This is a genomic window from Streptomyces sp. NBC_01275 (genome assembly GCF_026340655.1).
Lineage (GTDB): Bacteria > Actinomycetota > Actinomycetes > Streptomycetales > Streptomycetaceae > Streptomyces.
Map to the genome: position 1 here is coordinate 8,982,842 of NZ_JAPEOZ010000001.1, position 17,271 is coordinate 9,000,112.

At 68.8% G+C, this 17,271-nt stretch carries 14 protein-coding genes and 2 pseudogenes; 6 read left to right on the forward strand and 10 right to left on the reverse strand.

Features of this window, described 5'->3' with window-relative positions:
- Window positions 1-26 precede the first annotated feature (26 nt).
- The 3 genes from OG562_RS39500 to OG562_RS39510 form a co-directional block, all read right to left on the reverse strand.
- The gene (locus tag OG562_RS39500; protein ID WP_266406652.1) at window positions 27-851 is read right to left on the reverse strand and encodes a carbohydrate ABC transporter permease; all 825 of its coding nucleotides are present in this window, start codon (window positions 849-851) and stop codon (window positions 27-29) included.
- A gap of 193 nt (window positions 852-1,044) precedes the next feature.
- Window positions 1,045-2,436 (reverse strand): ABC transporter substrate-binding protein, encoded by a 1,392-nt coding sequence (locus tag OG562_RS39505; protein ID WP_266409776.1) that lies wholly within the window; start codon window positions 2,434-2,436, stop codon window positions 1,045-1,047.
- 393 nt (window positions 2,437-2,829) lie between these two features.
- The gene (locus OG562_RS39510) at window positions 2,830-3,981 is read right to left on the reverse strand and encodes a LacI family DNA-binding transcriptional regulator (RefSeq protein ID WP_266406654.1); all 1,152 of its coding nucleotides are present in this window, start codon (window positions 3,979-3,981) and stop codon (window positions 2,830-2,832) included.
- Between the two features lie 509 nt (window positions 3,982-4,490).
- Between OG562_RS39510 and OG562_RS39515 the strand changes: the two genes are divergently transcribed.
- From OG562_RS39515 to OG562_RS39530, 4 genes and pseudogenes are all read left to right on the forward strand, one after another.
- On the forward strand, window positions 4,491-4,790 hold the full coding sequence (locus tag OG562_RS39515) for a hypothetical protein (protein ID WP_266406656.1): 300 nt from the start codon (window positions 4,491-4,493) through the stop codon (window positions 4,788-4,790).
- 20 nt (window positions 4,791-4,810) lie between these two features.
- Window positions 4,811-5,320, forward strand: coding sequence for a site-specific integrase (locus OG562_RS39520; RefSeq protein ID WP_266406658.1), 510 nt, complete (start codon window positions 4,811-4,813; stop codon window positions 5,318-5,320).
- Window positions 5,317-5,646: pseudogene (locus OG562_RS39525) on the forward strand (helix-turn-helix domain-containing protein). The gene OG562_RS39520 and the pseudogene OG562_RS39525 overlap by 4 nt, the downstream one beginning before the upstream one ends.
- Window positions 5,647-6,043: 397 nt before the next feature.
- Window positions 6,044-7,243, forward strand: a complete 1,200-nt coding sequence (locus OG562_RS39530; RefSeq protein WP_266406660.1) for a hypothetical protein — start codon at window positions 6,044-6,046, stop codon at window positions 7,241-7,243.
- Window positions 7,244-7,268: 25 nt separating this feature from the next.
- On the opposite strand, the gene OG562_RS39535 is transcribed toward OG562_RS39530, so the two are convergent.
- From OG562_RS39535 to OG562_RS39560, 6 genes are all read right to left on the reverse strand, one after another.
- Window positions 7,269-8,168 carry an aminoglycoside phosphotransferase family protein gene (locus OG562_RS39535; RefSeq protein ID WP_266406662.1) on the reverse strand — a complete coding sequence of 300 codons (900 nt, stop codon included), beginning with the start codon at window positions 8,166-8,168 and terminating at the stop codon, window positions 7,269-7,271.
- 267 nt (window positions 8,169-8,435) lie between these two features.
- Window positions 8,436-9,473 (reverse strand): recombinase family protein, encoded by a 1,038-nt coding sequence (locus OG562_RS39540; RefSeq protein ID WP_266406663.1) that lies wholly within the window; start codon window positions 9,471-9,473, stop codon window positions 8,436-8,438.
- A gap of 378 nt (window positions 9,474-9,851) precedes the next feature.
- On the reverse strand, window positions 9,852-10,391 hold the full coding sequence (locus OG562_RS39545) for an NAD(P)H-dependent oxidoreductase (protein ID WP_266406664.1): 540 nt from the start codon (window positions 10,389-10,391) through the stop codon (window positions 9,852-9,854).
- A gap of 91 nt (window positions 10,392-10,482) precedes the next feature.
- Entirely contained in the window at window positions 10,483-11,463 is a 981-nt protein-coding gene (locus OG562_RS39550; RefSeq protein ID WP_266406666.1) for an aldo/keto reductase, read from the reverse strand.
- Between the two features lie 369 nt (window positions 11,464-11,832).
- Window positions 11,833-12,315, reverse strand: a complete 483-nt coding sequence (locus OG562_RS39555) for a nitroreductase family deazaflavin-dependent oxidoreductase (RefSeq protein WP_266406668.1) — start codon at window positions 12,313-12,315, stop codon at window positions 11,833-11,835.
- A 74-nt stretch (window positions 12,316-12,389) separates the two neighbouring features.
- Complete coding sequence (locus OG562_RS39560) at window positions 12,390-13,235, reverse strand: SDR family oxidoreductase (RefSeq protein ID WP_266406670.1); 846 nt, start codon at window positions 13,233-13,235, stop codon at window positions 12,390-12,392.
- Window positions 13,236-13,481: 246 nt separating this feature from the next.
- Here OG562_RS39560 and OG562_RS39565 point away from each other — a divergent pair, with 246 nt between their 5' ends.
- Window positions 13,482-14,441, forward strand: a complete 960-nt coding sequence (locus OG562_RS39565; protein WP_266406672.1) for a helix-turn-helix domain-containing protein — start codon at window positions 13,482-13,484, stop codon at window positions 14,439-14,441.
- Window positions 14,442-14,601: 160 nt separating this feature from the next.
- Here OG562_RS39565 and OG562_RS46285 read toward each other — a convergent pair.
- Window positions 14,602-15,661: pseudogene (locus OG562_RS46285) on the reverse strand (Tn3 family transposase).
- 604 nt (window positions 15,662-16,265) lie between these two features.
- Between OG562_RS46285 and OG562_RS39585 the strand changes: the two are divergent.
- Complete coding sequence (locus tag OG562_RS39585; RefSeq protein WP_266406676.1) at window positions 16,266-17,225, forward strand: polyphosphate kinase 2 family protein; 960 nt, start codon at window positions 16,266-16,268, stop codon at window positions 17,223-17,225.
- The last annotated feature ends 46 nt before the right edge of the window (window positions 17,226-17,271 follow it).

Here is a 17,271-nt window from a genome sequence, read left to right on the forward strand (position 1 = left end):
GGCCTTCGCTGTCGGGAGCGTGGTCGTCACGGTGTCCTCCGGCGGTTCGCGGTGAGCAGGACGGCATAGGAGACGAACACGATGACGAGGCCGAGGAGGAAGGACACCGTGGCCGCGTAGTTGAGCTGCTGGCCGGTGAAGGCGAGCGTGTAGGAGTAGAGGTTGGCGGTGTAGGAGCTGCTGATCACGTCCGGGGCGATGCTCATCAACAGCTTCGGCTCGTTGAACAGCTGGAAGCTGCCGATCACCGAGAACAGCAGGGTGAGCATCAGCGCCGGCCGGAGCGCGGGGAGCTTGATGGACCAGGCGACGCGCCAGGCGCCGGCCCCGTCCATGGAGGCCGCCTCGTACAGCTCCTCGGGGATGGTGCGCAGCGCGGCGTACAGGATGATCATGTTGTAGCCGACGAACTCCCAGGTCACGATGTTCGCCAGGCTGCCGAGCATCCAGCCGTCGCTGAGGAAGTGGGGGACCGGTAGGTCCAGTTTCCTGCTGAGCTGGGCGAACGGGCCGAAGTCGGGGCCGTACAGGTAGCCCCACATGAGCGCGGCGACCACGCTGGGCACGGCGTACGGGACGAAGATGCCCAGCCGGATCACCCGGGCGAGCCGCAGGAGGCCGCTGTCGAGCGCGAGTGCGAACGCCAGGGCCAGTACCAGCATCACGGGGACCTGGATCACGAAGAACAGGGCGACGCGTCCGATGCCGTGCAGGAACTGCGGATCGCCGAGGGCCTGGGCGTAGTTGTCGAGCCCGACGAACGCGGTGCCGCCGATGAGGCGTTCCTGGAAGAGGCTGAGGTAGGCGGCGTAGCCGAGCGGGGCGAGGAAGAGGAGAAGGAACAGCACCATGAACGGTGCGACGAACAGCGGTCCTGCCGCCCGGTGACGACGCGCGCCACCGAGCCGGAGACGTGTCGGCCCGTCTCGTCGCCTGCCTTTGGGGGAGGCCGCGGTCGTGGCAGTCATCATCGGGCCTTTCTGAGAGGGGACTGTGCCGGTGGGTGGGGGGCGGGTCCCGCGCCGCCGCACGGGACCCGGGCCGTCACGGCGTCTTGACGGTGAAGCCCTGGTTCTTGGCGTACGAGGTGAGCCGCGACTGCCAGGCGCCGAGCGCGCGGACGGTGTCGGTCTTGTCGGCGAGGGACTTGCCGACGGTCTCGGTCCAGTCGGTCGCCGCCTGGTCGAGGAACGGGGGCCACTGGAAAGAGGAGTTGACGGTGGAGCTGATGTCGGCGAAGACCTGGTTGACCTTCTGGCCGCCGTAGAAGGCGGGCGCGTCCCCGGTGAACGTGGCGTCCGCGAGCAGGGCCTTGGTCGCCGGGAAGAAGAACTGCTCGGTCGCGAACATCTTCGCGCTGGCCGGGTCGCTGTTGAGGAACTGCGCGAACATCGCCGCCGCGATGGGGTTCTTGGTCGAGCGGATGACGGCGGTGGTCGAGCCGCCCCAGTTGCCCGAGCTCGGCTTCGACGCGTCCCACTGCGGGAGGGGGGCGGCTCGCCACTTGCCCGCGGTGGCCTTGGCGGAGCCGGAGAGGAAGGCCGGTCCCCAGGCCGCGGTGATCCAGGTGGCGTACTTGCCCTTGTTGAACCCGGCGTACCAGCCGTCGGTGAAGTCCGGGTCGGTGCTGACGACCCCTTCCTGCGCCAGGCCGCCCCAGTACGCGCCGAGCTTCCTGGAGACGGCGTCGTCGACGCCGATGGTGATGTCGCTCTTGCCGGACATCACGTACGGCTTGGCGCCCGCCTGCCACAGCAGGCCGTGCCAGGCGGCGACCTGGCTGGACGCGAGGTTGGTCAGGTAGACGTCGGGGTCGGCCTTGTGCAGCTTGCGGGCCGCGGCGGCGAACTCGTCCCAGGTCGTGGGGACCTGGATGCCGTGCTTGTCGAAGATGTCCTTGCGGTACAGCATGCCGAGCGGTCCGGTGTCCTGGGGGATGGCCCAGACCTCGCCGTTGCTGCCGCCGACCTGTTGCCACGTCCAGTCGACGAACTTGTCCTTGAGCGCGGAGGCGCCGTAAGGGCGCAGGTCGAGCAGGCTGTTGGTGATCGTGAAGGTGGGGATGGCCTGGTACTCGATCTGCACCATGTCCGGGGCGCCGCTGCCGGCCTTCAACGCCGTGCGCAGCTTGGTGTACTGGGGGGTGCCCTGGCCAGCGTTGACGACCTTGACCTTGACGGCCGGGTACTTCGCCTCGAAGAGCGCGACCTCCTTGTCGATGTTCGGGACCCAGGTCCAGAACGTCAGCTCGGTCGGCGTCTTCATCGCCTTGTCGATGTCGGCCTGGCTGACCTGCTTGGAGGATGCGGGCGACCCGCCGGAGTCGCTGCCGCCGCACGCGGCGAGGGTGACGCCGAGCGACACGGCGCCCGTCGTGGTGAGGAACAGCCGACGGCTCATCGAGGAGAGGGAGGGGGAGGAGGGGCGGCCGGACATCGGTGTGGACGTGTTTCTGAGCATGGTGAACTCCCGCCGGTGGCGAAGATGACGGCACGCCTGCAAGGGCGTGCGGAGGCGTGGTGGAGGAGAGGCGCGGACGCATCGACCGGGGCTCGAACGCCGACGGGTCGGGTGCGTGTCCTCATGGCCCCGGGCCGGCGAGCGTTCCGTGTGCGGAGGTGGCTGTCGCGGCCGAGGAAGAAGGGGGTGGAGCAGAGGCAGAGACAGTGTGGAAACGTGACTCCGGCGCCTGCTGGGTCTCAGGGGCGGCCCTGCGTCGATCGCATGGCAGGGGTGCCCGGAGGGGCGGCACGTGACCGGGACAAGTGGCTCGTCCCTGGGGTCACGCGCCGGCCTTCAGGTCTTGCTGTCCGGGCTGACGGGTGTTGTTCAGTGAGGGGAGGACGGGCCTCCGTTCGGGAGCGGCGGACGGGCCGGGCCCCCGAGGGAACGGGAGGCGGTACGCCGGCCATGAGCCGGGGTCGTCCGGCTCGGCGGTGGCGCGGTCGAGGCGCGGATGACGAGGTCGACCGGTGGGTCGCTCGGCGGTAAAGCATCTGCGCCCGGGTTCTCGATGGCATGCACCAGACGCTTGAGTCCCTCCTGCGCCACGGTGTCGAACGGCTGCCGCACCGTGGTGAGGGGAGGACTCACATAGGCGGCGACCGGAATGTCGTCGAAGCCGACCACGCTGACGTCCTCCGGCACCCGTCGTCCGGCCTCGGTCAGGGCGCGGATCAGGCCGATCGCCATGTCGTCGTTGGCGGCGAACACCGCGGTGACGTCACTGTCTTCGGCCAGTTCGCGTCCCGCTCGGTATCCGGACGCGGCTGACCAGTCGCCCTCGACGGCCGGCGGTACGGCCCTGCCGTGGGCGGTCAGCGTCGCCCGCCATCCCCCGAGGCGGTCCCGGGCGGCGTACCACCGCTGTGGACCGGCCAGGTGGTGGACCGTCGAATGGCCGAGGTCCAGCAGGTGCTCGGTGGCGGTGTGGGCCATCAGGTCGGCGCCGCCTCCGGCGGTCAGCACGATGGGTGCGGAGACAGGCGGTGGCGCGCCGAGGACGAGGACCGGAACGTCGATGCGGAGGGAAGTGTCTCCGTCGGCTCCTTCGATACCGTCCTCGTCGATCGGTTCGGAGATGACGATGCCGTCCACGCCCTGATCGAGGAGCGAGTCCACGGCACCGGCCACGCCCGCCGGGTCGCCTTCCATCGTGTTGACCACGCGCAGCGCGTAGCCCGTGTCCCGGACGACCCGCTCGACACCCATGAGCAGGGAGGTGGGGCCGTACAAGGCCGTGCCCAGTGTCACCACGCCGATGGAGCGGGTGCGACCGGAGGCCAGTGCCCGGGCGGCGTTGTTACGCCGGTAGCCGAGCTCTTCGGAGGCTTCGAGGACGCGTCGGCGGACCTCGGCGGAGACGTACTGCTCGTCGTTGAAGACTCTTGAAACCGTCTTCTGGGAGACCCCGGCCAGGCGGGCCACGTCCACGCTGCGCGGAGCCGAGGTGCTGCCGCTCCGTGCTGTCCCTCGCGTCATGGTGTCTCCCGATGGCCGGATGTGCGAGCCCGATGATGTCAGAGCCGCCCGTGACTGGCTACGCAGTCATGTCTGCGCTGTCATGTCTACGGAGTCATGTCTACGCAGTCATAAGGCCGTCGTCAAGAGTTCGGAACGCATCCGTAACACCGAGCCCGGGCATGACGAGGCGGCCCGGTCCGTGGGGTGCTGTTGACGAGTGGCGATCCAGGTGACAGGAAACCCGCCAGTAGCATTCGGATCGAAGGTGCCGCGCTGACCCCCCGGACGCCGGAGTACCCGCACCGGCTCTCGTGCCGTTGTGGTGAGAGACGCCGACGCGGGAGGACGACGATGGGGCGGATCAAGAAGCAGCGTGCCGGGCGGGTGTGCGATATCCCGTGAGTTCTCCTGAGTCCCGCTGAGTCCTTGTCCCCGTGGCCAGGGTGTTCTGCCTCCTTGGGATGCTCTTCAAGCTGGTGACGTAACTTCAGGATTCTTGAAGCGTTCTCACTTCGTCCGATTGATCCGTGATCGGGGTGAAGGTGAGGGGGCTCGGGTTGGCGCTGGCAGCCGTACATGACCTGCGCGAGTTCCGGGGTCCGGTCTCGGCGGAGGAACTGGAGCAGTTCGAGACCGACGTGCTCGCTGGCTTCGTGCTCGCGCGGGCCTCGGCGGGGCTGGCGGACGGGACCATCCGTGGGACCGAGCCGGAGATCAAGACGTTGTTCACCGGCTGGGGCGGTGAGCTGGCGACCTGCCGCAAGTTCGCCCCGACCGCTCGGAACTACACAGCTTCGAAATTGATGCGCAGGTCGGACTCAGGGTGACCGAGGCGTGCAAGCTCGACTTGGCTGACATCAAGTGGGATCTGGGCCGCTTCGGCAAGCTTCACGTGCGCCACGGCAAGGGCGCCCGCGGCTCGGGTCCGCGTGAGCGGATGGTGCCACTGATCAACGGTGCCGACCGCACGCTGCGGTGGTTCATCGAGGACGTCTGGGGCCAGTTCGACGACGACCACACCCGAGCGGGTGCCCCGCTGTTCCCGTCCGAGCGTAAGGACGCCGATGGTACCTCGCGCCGCGTCGGCGACGACGCCTTGCGCAACGGCCTGGCTGCCGCGGCGAAGGCCCATCTGCCTGCCTGGGCCGACACGCTCACGCCGCACGTCCTGCGGCACTTCTGCGCGTCCGAGCTCTACCTCGGAGGACTTGATCTGCTCGGGATCCAAGAGGTCCTCGGTCACTCGTGGATCGCGACGACGATGCGGTACATCCACGTCCAGCAGACCCGGGTCGAGGACGCCTGGGTGTCCGGGCAGCAGCGGGCCGCGAAGCGGCTGGGAGGACTGATGGGATGAAGTGGAACCTGCGGCTGACCGCCGCGAACAAGGGGATCTGGAAGGCGTCCGAGCTCCAGCGGAGCCTGGCCGAACACGGCTTGGTGATCTCGGCCGGGAAGATGTCGGGCCTGTGGTCAGGCCAGCCGGTCTCTCTCAAGCTGGAGGACCTCGACGCGATCTGAGTCGTGCTCGGCTGTGAGATCAGCGATCTGCTGATTCCCGAGCCCGGGAAGGTCAGGCGCCCAGGTCAGCAAGCTGGCGTTCAGGAGGCCACGGCCGGCTCGGTGGTGGCTCCGGCCGTCGTACCCAAGCGTCGCGACGGCCGTTCGCTGCCTCCGATGTGACCTGGTCACCATCATGGGGAAGATCAGCGAGAACAAGCCGGCAGCCTCCTGCTCAGGCTGTTTCGCCTGGGGGCAGCTGCCCGGCCGGTTCTGCCGCGGCTGCTATACCTACGGTCAGCAACACGCCGTCGGCAAGTGCGTCGGCTGTCGGCGGCAGGTCCCGGTCGATGACAAGCACGGATACTGCCGTCTCTGCGGGGCTCAGGCGACCTGGGCGATCAAGGCCAGTGGCAAGGCTTCGGTAATCGAGCCGTACCTACGGCTGGTGACCTGCCAGCAGCTGTTCTTCGCGAATCTGCAGCGGCCCAAAAGCGGAGGGCTGCCGGTCGGCAAAGCCGGGCGACGCGTCTTGAGGCAGCCGCCACTTCCCGACCCGTCTCACATGATCACAGAATGGATGCAACTGACGCTGTTCACCGCCACTCGGGACTTCCGCCGGTTCGACCGGGAGCGGCATGCTGACCTGGCCAATCCCTGGCTGGTCCGGGCCTGGAAGGCCGCCCGGGCACTGGGAGAGGCCCGCGGTTGGAGCCGCTGGATCGCCAGCGACGTGAACCGAGCGCTGGTGATCGTGCTGTCCGGCTACCGCGAAGGTGAGTCGATTCGGTACTCCGAGCTCTTCCCGGCCCTGCGTGTCCGCGGGCTACCGGTCGTGCGGACCGCCGAAGTCCTCGACCGCCTTGGCCTGTTCACCGACGACCGCGCCCCCGCAGTCGACCGGTGGCTGGAACGCAAACTCGACGGGATGGCCCCGGGCATCCGCCGCGCCGTCGAAGCCTGGGCTCGTACTCTCCTCGACGGTGGCCCGCGGTCCGAGCCCCGCTCCCGGCACACGGCATGGGCCTACCTGGGTGAGATCCAGCCGGTGCTACTGGAATGGTCCAGCCGATACGACCACCTGCGAGAAGTCACCCGGGAGGACATCATCGCGACCCGAGACGCTGTCACCGGCAAACAGCGTGAGAGCCGGATCGTCGCCCTGCGGTCGCTGTTCCGGTACTCGAAGAAGAACGGCCAGATCTTCCGCAACCCCACGGTCCGTATCCGCGTCCCCCGACAGACCGGCGGCGTCCTCCAAGCCCTTGCCCAGGCGGACATCGACGAGGCCATCGCCACCGCCACCACCCCAGACATCCGGCTCATCATCGCCTTGGCCGCCGTCCGCGCGGCACGGCCGAAGATGATCCGCACGATGCAGCTGGACGACGTCGATCTGGGCAACCGGCGCATCACCGTCGGCGGCCACGTCCGCCCGCTCGACGACCTCACCCGCCGTGCTGTCCTGGACTGGCTCGACCACCGCCGCACCCGCTGGCCGAACACGGCCAACCCGCACCTGCTGATCACTCAGAAGACCGCCGTCGAACTCGGCCCGGCCGGCAAGCTCTGGACCACCCGGGCCACCCGCAACCTCACCGCCACTCTCGAACGGCTCCGCGTCGACAGACAGCTCGAAGAGGCCCTCACCCACGGCGCCGACCCACTCCACCTCGCGCTCGTCTTCGGCATCGACGAGAAGACCGCCATCCGCTACGCGGACTCCGCCCGCAAGCTCCTCGGATCCGAACCCGAAATGGGCCCAGGGCGTTCTCCATGAACCCGCACATCCTGGAATCGGTTGATCAGCCGATCAAAGCCTCGGTGATCTGGCGGGTGGTCTGCGCGGCGACCCGGGGATTGACGGCGGCGTAGGAGGTGTAGGCGTTCAGGCCGGTGGCCAGGGCCCAGCCGCGGCCCCGGGTCCAGGTGGCGTCGTCGACACCGAGCGTGGCGCGGAAAACCGCCCGGCTCCCGGCAGACATCAGGGTGAAGGCGATGGTCAGGTCGCAGGCCGGGTCGCCGATGCCGAGCTCGCCGAAGTCGATGACCGCGCTGAGGCGGCCGGCGACGGTCAGCAGGTTGCCGGTGTGGAAGTCGCCGTGGAACCAGACCGGCGGGCCATCCCATCCGGGGGCGCTCAGCGCCGCATCCCACAGCTCGGTCATGGCCGCGGCGTCGAACGCACCGTCGACCTCCGCGATAGCGGCTCGCGTCGCGCGGTCCCGGTCGGTCAGCGGCCGACCGGTGAGCTCCTCGCGAGCGTCCTCGACGGGGAAGTCCTCGGGAATAAACGCCTGAAGAGCGGTGAGGAACTCCGCCAGTTGGACGGCAGCCCGGGACGAGTCAGCCAGTGCCTCAGCAGTCGCCACATCGCCGTCCAGCCAGCGGGACACCGCCCACGGCCACGGATAGCCGAAGTCGGGCTCACCCACCCCCGCCGGTACCGGGATGGCCAACGGCAGGTGCGGGGCGAGCCTGGGAAGCCACTCGGACTCCTTCATGGCCTGTCTGATGGCACCCGCATGGCGGGGCAGCCGGACGGACAGGTCCTCGCCCAGCCGGTAGATCACATGGTCCGAACCGGCCGGGTCGAGCCGTTTGAGAGGCAGCTCGGCCCACTGCGGGAACTGCGTATCGACCAGGTGCCTGGCCAGTGCGGCATCGATCGCGGGGCGGGGGTCCGCGGCTCTCCCGGCTGCCAAGAGCAACTCCTGAGGTGGGCCCGCTCCATGCGGCGGGCAGTCGGAGCCATCACAGTGCCTCGTGCACTCGTCTGTCGATCGGTTTTCTCCACTGGCCGTCCTCTGCTCCGCGCACTCCACACACAGGCCTGTCGAAGCCGACCCAACGTGTTCCCCATGAACCCAGGGGTCTATCGCTGAAAATGGCGGCATCGGCCCCTCAGGTTCCCGATGAACTACCTTCAGTTTTCGCGAACCCACGGGGATCACGGCCCTGTTCTCCCGAAGCTACGGCGAAGTGACGAGTAGCTCTCTGTAATCAGAGTGACGCTCGGTCAGGGACAGCGAGGTGGGGTCGGGGACTTGGTCGGCCTGAAGGGCGGCGAAGTCGGCGTGTGCCTGCTCGACCGCCTGCGGGTACGCCTTGCGCTTGGCGTGCTCGGCGAGCGCCCGGTAGATGCTCGCGACGGAGGGGTTCTGGCCCTTGCGCTTGCCGGTGGGGATGATCAGGTCGGGCTGGATCTGCTCGACGGACTCGCCGTTCGCCCTCCGGTGCAGCACGGTGTGGAGCATGTCGTCGGTGATGACCGGCGGCCGGCCGCCGTGCTTGCCCTTGCGGGCCGCAGTGTCGAGCCCCTCCAGCGTCGCCTCCCGGATGTTCTCCCGCTCCGTCTCCGCCATCGCCGCGAAGAACGCGAACAGCAGCTTGCCCGGCCCGGTGGGGTCGTAGACGCCGGGCAGGGGCCCGGCGAGCATCTCCAGGGCCAGGCCGTGGGCGGTGAGATGGTCGGCGAGCGCGGTCAGCTCGGCGGCGTCGCGGCCGAGCCGCTTCATCTCGTACACGGTGAAGATGACGCGGCAGTGCGGGGCGTGCGCCTTGACCTCCCGAGCCGTGCGGAGCGCCTCCTCGAATCGGGGGCGGACCCGGACGCGGGTGCCGATCTTCTCGCTGAAGATCTTGTCCCTCGGGATGCCGTGCTTGCTGAGCGCGTCGAGCTGGGAGTCGAGTTCCTGCCCGAGGGTCGAGCAGCGGGCGTAGCCGATGCGGATGTCCGCGCTCGGCAGGTCCGGGTCGATCGGCGCCGGCGGCGGGGTGCCCGGCCGCCACGGCCGGCCCGGTCCGCGGTCGGCCGGAGTCGGCACGCGCAGCGCCTTCTTCAGCCGGGGCGCCTGGGTGAGGCGGCGGGTGTGGTAGGCGGAGGCGACCGCGCCGCCGCGCGAGCGGCACGGCGAGCCGGGCTGAGCATCACACTTCGGACAGGCGTGCTGTTCGACGTCGTCCGCGTCCGACCGGTCGGACGCGGAGGGCTGCTGAGGGGCCGTCATGGGCCCGGATTTTCGCACAATGCAAGTCTCAGAAGGGTCCGTCCCGCTTTTGGGTGAGAACGCGTTTTGAGAACGAATCCGGGATCGACGGGGGTCCGGCGGCCCAGTATTGATCTTGCTCGTGCAAAGGACCGTTTATGAGGGGCTGTTCTTCGCTAAGCAGGGCCTTGATGCTGCTTTCGCTGGAAGCACGACTTCGAGATCCTTCGCGAGCGGCCGACCAGCGAGCCGCAAGTTCCTCGTAGATCTCCGCGGCGCGGGTGGTCCTACCAGTCTCCAGTCGCTTGGCGCTGATCCGGCGAAGAGTGACCGGAGACTGGCAGGGCTGTCACCGCTGCGCTGCGATCAGCGAGGGCGGCTGTTGTCGCGAGAGCGCGGTCAGGCGGCGAAGGAGGCGAGCAGTTCGTTGTACTGCTTGGCGGCGGTGGACAGGTCCTCGTCGGAGAGGCCGAAGGCGGTGCCGTACAGCTTGACCATCGGCTGGATGTCGAACTGGCACAGCCGCAGGGTTGCGTGCCAGTTGCTGAGGAGCGCCTCAAGGGTGGTCTTGTTCGCGCCGTCGGGGGTGTAGTGCTCGGCGGGGACGCCGGCGGTGACGGCGACGATGGCCTTCTTGCCGGCCAGCTTGGAGGGAGAGCCGTCCATGGTGAAGGCCCAGCCGAGGGTGAAGACCTTGTCCTGCCACTGCTTGAGCAGAGGGGTGGTGTTGTACCAGAACACCGGGTGCTGGAAGACGATCACGTCGTGTTCGGCCAGCAGCGCCTGCTCGGCGTCGACGTCGATCTGGAAGTCGGGGTAGGCGGCGTAGAGGTCGTGCACGGTGACATGGGCCAGCTCGCGGACGGCGTCCACCAGAGATTTGTTGGCCTTCGACTGGGACAGGTCGGGGTGGCCTACGACAAGGAGAACCTTGGACATGATGAGAAAGCCTCTTCAGTGATCAGTGAAATGGGCGAACGGATGCGGGTTGGTCGGGTGCGACGGGCCAGTACGCCGACGGGGCGTCAGATCAACGGTCGATGGTGGCCATGTTCGCCTCGTCGTGGCGCTCGCCCGCGGCCGGTGTGAGGTTGTTCAGGCGGTCGAGCTGAGCGGCGCTGAGTTCGATGGCGTCGGCGGCGGTGTTCTCTTCGACGCGTGCGACCCGCCGGGTTCCGGGGATGGGGGCGATGTCGTCGCCGCGGGTCAGCAGCCAGGCCAGCGCGGTCTGGGCCGGGGTGGCGCCGATCTCTGCGCCGATGGCCTGCACTTCGTCGACGATGCGCAGGTTGCGCTGGAAGTTCTCGCCGGTGAAGCGCGGGTTGGTCTTGCGCCAGTCGTCGTCGGCGAAGTCGTCGACGGTGCGGATCTGCCCGGTCAGCAAGCCGTGGCCGAGCGGCGAGTAGGGCACGAATCCGATACCGAGCTCGCGCAGCAGCGGGAGGATCTCGGCCTCGGCGTCGCGGGTCCACAGGGAGTATTCGGTCTGCAGCGCGGCCACCGGATGCACGGCGTGCGCCCGGCGGATCGTCTCGGGTCCGGCTTCCGAGAGGCCGATGTGGCGCACCTTGCCTTCGGCGACCAGCTCGGCCAGCGCGCCGATGGTCTCCTCGATGGGCGTGTTCGGGTCGACGCGGTGCTGGTAGTAGAGGTCGATGTGATCGGTGCCGAGCCGCAGGAGCGAGCCTTCGACCGCGGCCTTCACGTTGCCGGCGCTGCTGTCGATGACGCCGGGGCCGTTGCCGGCGTGGGAGACGAGACCGAACTTCGTCGCCACGACGACGTCGTCCCGGCGGCCCTTGACGGCCTTGCCGACGATTTCCTCGCTGTGGAAGGGGCCGTAGATCTCGGCGGTGTCGATGTGGGTGACCCCGAGGTCCAGCGCACGGTGGATGGTGCGGATCGACTCGGCGTCGTCGAGCCCCGCACCCGTGGTGTAGACGCCGGCCATGGTCATGGCTCCCAGTCCGATGCGGGAGACATCGAGCCCGCCCAGTGATACGTGCTTCATCAGGTACTCCTTTTCGTGACGGCCGTCAGGCCGGTCTGATCAATGGGGTGCGCCACCAGCTGGCGGACCGTGCTTCGGTGGTCCGCACGCTGTCGGCGCGGGCGCCGTTGCCGGGTAGCGGGTCAGCGCCGTAGGTGCACCCGGCGGCTTCCGGCCTCGGCCGGGCATGGTGCTCAGGCGTGGGTGTCGTCGTAGGTCAGGCTGCCGAGGACATCGATGCCGCGGTCGTCTGTGATGTGCTTCGTCCAGGCAGTCAGGCGGGCCGACCATGGGGGATTCGAGCTGGCTGCTGCCAGGTGGGGTGGTCCGACGCTGGTGTTGCCAGGGCCAGGCTGCGGTGGGTCCGCGGGCTGAACCGGCTGCGCCGGGTCAGTGCTCGTGGGCCGCCGGCTCCAGAACTAGGACCGGGATCTCACGGTCCGTGTTCTTCTGGTACTCGGCGTAGTCGGGGAACGCTTCGACGGCTCGGGCCCACCACAGGGCCTTCTCGTCCCCGGTCACCTCGCGTGCCAGCATGTCCTGGCGCACCGGGCCGTCCTGAAGCTCGACCCGGGGGTCGGCCACCGCGTTGTGGTACCAGACCGGGTGCTTGGGGGCTCCTGCCATGGAGGCGACCACGGCGTAGACGCCGTCGTGCTCCACCCGCATGACCGGGGTCTTGCGGATCTTGCCGCTCTTCGCGCCCAGGGTGGTCAGGATGACGACGGGCAGGTCCCGGAGCCTCTCGTCTTCCTCCCGTGCGACCAGGACACTCAGCGTCGTTCCCTGCGTACCGCCGGAGCTTTCGTACAGCTCCACCTGGTCACGTACAAAATGCGCCTTGCTCGGCTGGTACTCGCCTTTGAGGGGCATGTTGGCTCTCTCCGTGCTGTCGAAATGCACCCGGCAGCGGTCCTCCGTCCTGGCCGGGGTGCGGGGTGTGGTGTTCAGGCGTGGGCGTCGTCGTAGGCCAGGGCGCCGCCCAGTTCGCGGGAGGCGTCGGCCTGGGCGAGGAGCCCCTTCGCCTTGGCCTCGGCGGCCTCGATGGCGTCCGCACCGGCGACGAAGCGCAGCAGCGGCGTCTCCTGGCCGGCGATGGCGAGCAGGGCGCGGGCGAGCTTGGCGGGGTCGCCGGGCTGCTGACCGTTCATGCTCTTCATGCCCTCGATCCGGGGGGCGGTGCGCGGGGCGTAGTCGTCGATGGACAGCTCGGGCCAGGTGGTGGAGCCGTCCACGAGGAGTTCGGTGCGGAAGTAGCCGGGCTCCACGATCGTGGTGTGGATGTTGTACGGCTCGACGTCGTAGCGCAGGGACTCCATCCAGCCCTCTTCCGCGAACTTGGAGGCGGCGTAGGCGGAGGTGAACTCCATGCCGACCAGTCCGGCGGTCGAGGTGATGGTGATGACGTGGCCGGCGCGCTGGCGGCGCATGATCGGCAGGACGGCGCGGGTGACGTTCATCGGGCCGAAGAGGTTGGTCTCGAACTGCTGGCGCATCTGCACGGGCGAGATCTCCTCGAAGTAGCCGGTGAAGAGGTTCCCGGCGTTGTTGATCAGGACGTCGATGCGGCCGAAGCGGTCGACGGCGGCCTGCGCGGCGGCCTCGGCGTCCTCCAGGCTGGTGACATCGAGCCTGGTGACCAGCAGATTGTCCTGCGGCCCGCCCAGGGTCCTCTCGACCTCTGCGGGGCGGCGGCCGGTGGCGACGACCTGGTGGCCGGCGGCGAGGGCCTCGCGGGCGATGTCCGTGCCCAGACCGCGTCCGGCACCGGTGACGAGAATGACCTTGCTCATGGGGGGCTTCCTTTCAGGCGCCGTGCTCCGGCACCCGCTGTGTGCGGGGGTGATGCCTGCCGCACCGACGGCGCCTCAGAGGGGGCTGGGACCGGCGGCACGAGCACCGTCTGTCTGGACGGTTCACACCGCCGTGGGCGGTGCACCACCAACAAAACCGGCTGTCACCCCAGGGTGGGAGTCCCTGATGAGGGGGTCACTGACAGGGACCCCCAACCCGGCGGATGCGCTCGTAGAGTGAAGCGCATGGCAGGCAGAAACGACCCCAACGGCACAAACCGCGACATCCGCGATGATTTCCGAGCGGAGATCCGGGAATTCCTCGGCACGCGACGGACCAGGGTCACCCCCGAGCAGGCCGGACTGCCCGTGTACGGCGGAGAACGTCGGCGGGTCACCGGGCTGCGCCGCGAGGAGGTCGCCCTCCTCGCGGGCATCTCCAGCGAGTACTACACCCGGCTGGAGCGCGGCAACGCCACCGGCGTCTCCGAGAGCGTCATCGAGGGCATCGCGCAAGCACTTCAGCTCGACGAGGCCGAACGCATCCACCTGCTCGACCTCCTGCGCGGCGCCGGCACGACCCGCCCGCCACGCCGCCGCCCGGCCCAGCAGCGTGTCCGGCCCACGGTGCAGCGCGTCCTCGACTCGATGAGCGGCACACCCGCGTTCATCCTCAGCGGACGCGGGGACATCCTGGCCGCCAACCACCTCGGGCGCGCCCTGTTCTCCCCCGTCTACGCCGACCCTGCACGGCCGCCGAACAACGCCCGGTTCGTCTTCCTCAGCCCGCACGCGACCGAGTTCTTCCGCCGCTGGGACGAAGTCGCAGGCGACACGGTCGCCATGCTGCGCGCCGAGGCGGGCCGCGATCTCTACGACCGGCGGCTGACGGACCTGATCGGGGAGCTGTCCACCCGCAGCGAGGAATTCCGTCGCCGCTGGGCGGCCCACAACGTCCGGATGCACACCACGGGCGTGAAGCTCCTCCACCACCCGGTCGTCGGCGACCTCGACCTGCCCTTCGAAACCTTCCCGCTCCCCGACGGCCCCCGCCAGTTCCTCCTCACCTACACCGCCGAGCCCCACTCAGCCTCGCAGGACGCCCTGAACCTGCTGGCCAGCTGGGCCACGGCCAACGAGGACATCGAGCGGTCCGCGCCGGCCAACGACTCCGAAAACGCCGACTCGACCGAGACACCCGACTGAACGACGGGGCACGCGAGGGGACATGCCCGCCCGCGAACACCACAACTGACCACCCGGACGGCACCACCCGAAACGCATCGGGGTGGGCGAGGGTGGCGATCGGTTCACATGGACGCGGCCGAGGCCCCTCGGGATCCAGCCAGGCCCAGGGCCCGAGGTGTCATGCCGGGGCTGCGGCTGTCCCTCCCTGCGGGATGCGCGGGCTGGGCACCGTCGTCCGGATGGACAGGTCCAGATCGAGGCGGCTGTTCATGTCCAGCTCGAACCGGCCGTAGGGGTTCACGTGGGTCCAGAACAGCGGCGACAGGGCCCGCCGGTCGGCGTCGGTGAGCCGCTTCTGCCACTTTTCCTCGATCAGGATGTCCTGGAGGAGCAGAGCGTTGACGTGCACCAGCGCCGACTGAAGCAGGTGCAGGGCGAGCACGGAGACCTCCTGGGACTCCTTGTCGGAACCGGTCAGGTCGCCGTCCTTGCCGTGGAACAGGTCATGGTTGGCGCTGTTCCAGTTCTCCACCACCTGGAGCCCGTCGCTGATCTCCCGGCGCAGATCCGCGTCGGCGAGGTAGTCGCAGATGAACGTCGTACGCACCGCCCGCCCGAGTTCTCGATCGCCCGGTACGTCGGATGCTTGGGCCCGCCGCGGGTGAAGCGCCGCAGGACCTGCTCGGCCTCGGCGGCGCCCAGGCGCAGGGCGGTGGTGTACTTCACGATCTGGTCGTACTGCTGACGGATCAGCTCCCAGTCGATCGTCTTGGTCGACAGCACTGGCGCCAGGTTCGGCCACTTCTCGTCCTCCCCGGCCGCCGGCCGGTACAGCCGCGCCGAGCCGACGTTCTTCAGCCGGGGCAGCAGGTTGAAGCCGAGCATGTGGGCGAAGGCGAAGGCGAAGGCGAACCCGGCGATGGAGGCGCCGTGCGTGTCGGTGCACTGCCGGTCGATCTCCATATCCGTGCAGTGCCGCAGCACGCCTCGATCATCGCGGCGACCTCGGAGGCCGAGCAGGATTTGAGCTGGCTGTAGACGCACAGCGACTTCTTCTCGACGTGCCAGTAGATCATCACACCGGGGCCGCGGTACCGCTGGTGCCACTCGGTCATGAAGTGGTTCACCACCCCGTCCAGACCCAGATCCCGCCCACTGCTCGGCCCCTTCCGCACACCCCCTGTGATCACCTGTCGGGCTGGACGGTAGAGGCGCCGCCGTACACGGGACACCGGCATCCGCGAAGCAGCCCGGCAGGGTGTGCGGACCCGGCAAAGGCGTCCCGGGGCCGATGGCGCCGGTCAATCGACGGGGACGACGTAGTCGCCGGGCGAAGCCTCGCCGGGCGGGTCGTGTGCGGTGACGGTTGAAGAGTTCCCTCGATCAGCGGCCCGGCCGCGGCGCCGACGCCTCCCCCGGCGGTTTCCCGCCCCCAGCCTCAGGGGGCGATCTTGTCCGGGCGAACAGACAATGAGCGCGAGGGATCCTGTCACGGCTGTGGCGGGATGGGTGGTTCTGCGGTCTGGAGGTCGTGGGAGATGGGACACGTGCGGCCATGACGGTCGAAGAACAGACTCCTGACGTCCGTGCATGCCTCCCCGTCGGGGGCTTGAGCCGCCGCCCCGGGCCGGTGAAGCGCACTGATCCCGCAGGGCCTGCGACCGTCCCGCCGCCCGGTTCGCAGGACGAACCGGTGTCCGTCCGGAATATGGCGGCGCGGCTGAGGGCCGTCTATCCCTCGGTCGACGCGGTCACCGTCGAGACCACAGTCAGGACCGCTTACCGCAGAGCGGCCCCCGAGACGCGCCGCGCTCACCCCGGACCAGAGAAGGACTGATCGTGATGTCGGACGAGAGAGCCGAACGCATCGCGAATTTCATCGCGCCCCTACGGGTGAAACCGGGGTCGAAGGTGCGCCTTGACCGGGACTTCGATCCTCGCTACAAGGCAGGTCTGAAGAAGCGGGAGGGGATCGAGCTGCTGCGGACCGGGGTGTCCCTGCTGGCCGAGTACCAGGAGCGGCTGGCCGCCCAGGACACCTACGGCGTACTCCTGTGCCTCCAGGCCCTTGATGCCGGCGGCAAGGACGGGACGATCCGCCATGTGATGAGCGGCGTCAATCCTCAGGGCGTACGAGTCAGCAGCTTCAAGGTGCCCTCCGCCGAGGAACTGGACCACGACTACCTGTGGCGCTACGCCCAGCGCCTGCCCACGCGCGGTGAGATCGCCATCTTCAACCGCTCGCACTACGAGGAGGTTCTCGTCGTGCGCGTCCACCCCGAGAACCTGGTCCGGCAGAAACTGCCGGACGACACGCGCGGGCCGGACATATGGCAGCGGCGCTACCGGGAGATCAACCACTGGGAGCGCTATCTCACGGACAACGGGTTCAAGGTGGTGAAGATCTTCCTGAACCTGTCCAAGGAAGAGCAGCGCACCCGTTTCCTGAAGCGGATCGACCGGCCGGAGAAGAACTGGAAGTTCTCCGCGGCCGACGTCCGCGAGCGGCGCCGGTGGGACGACTACCAATACGCGTTCTCCGAGATGCTGTCGGCCACGAGTACGAAGTGGGCGCCGTGGTACGTCGTGCCGGCGGACCGGAAGTGGTTCGGACGGATCTGCTCGGCGGCGATCCTCGCGCACACCCTGATGGACATCGATCCTCAGTACCCCGACGTGGGGAAGGCCGCACGGAAGGACCTGCTCGTCACCAAACGGGACCTGGAGCGGGAGGCCCCCGCCGGGGCATCGGCCGATCCGTACGCCGACCGGCATCCGCCGGCCAGGAAGAAGCGCGGCTGAGACCCGTGGAACCAGCGCGCGATCGGCCCGGACGCATCCGCGGCCA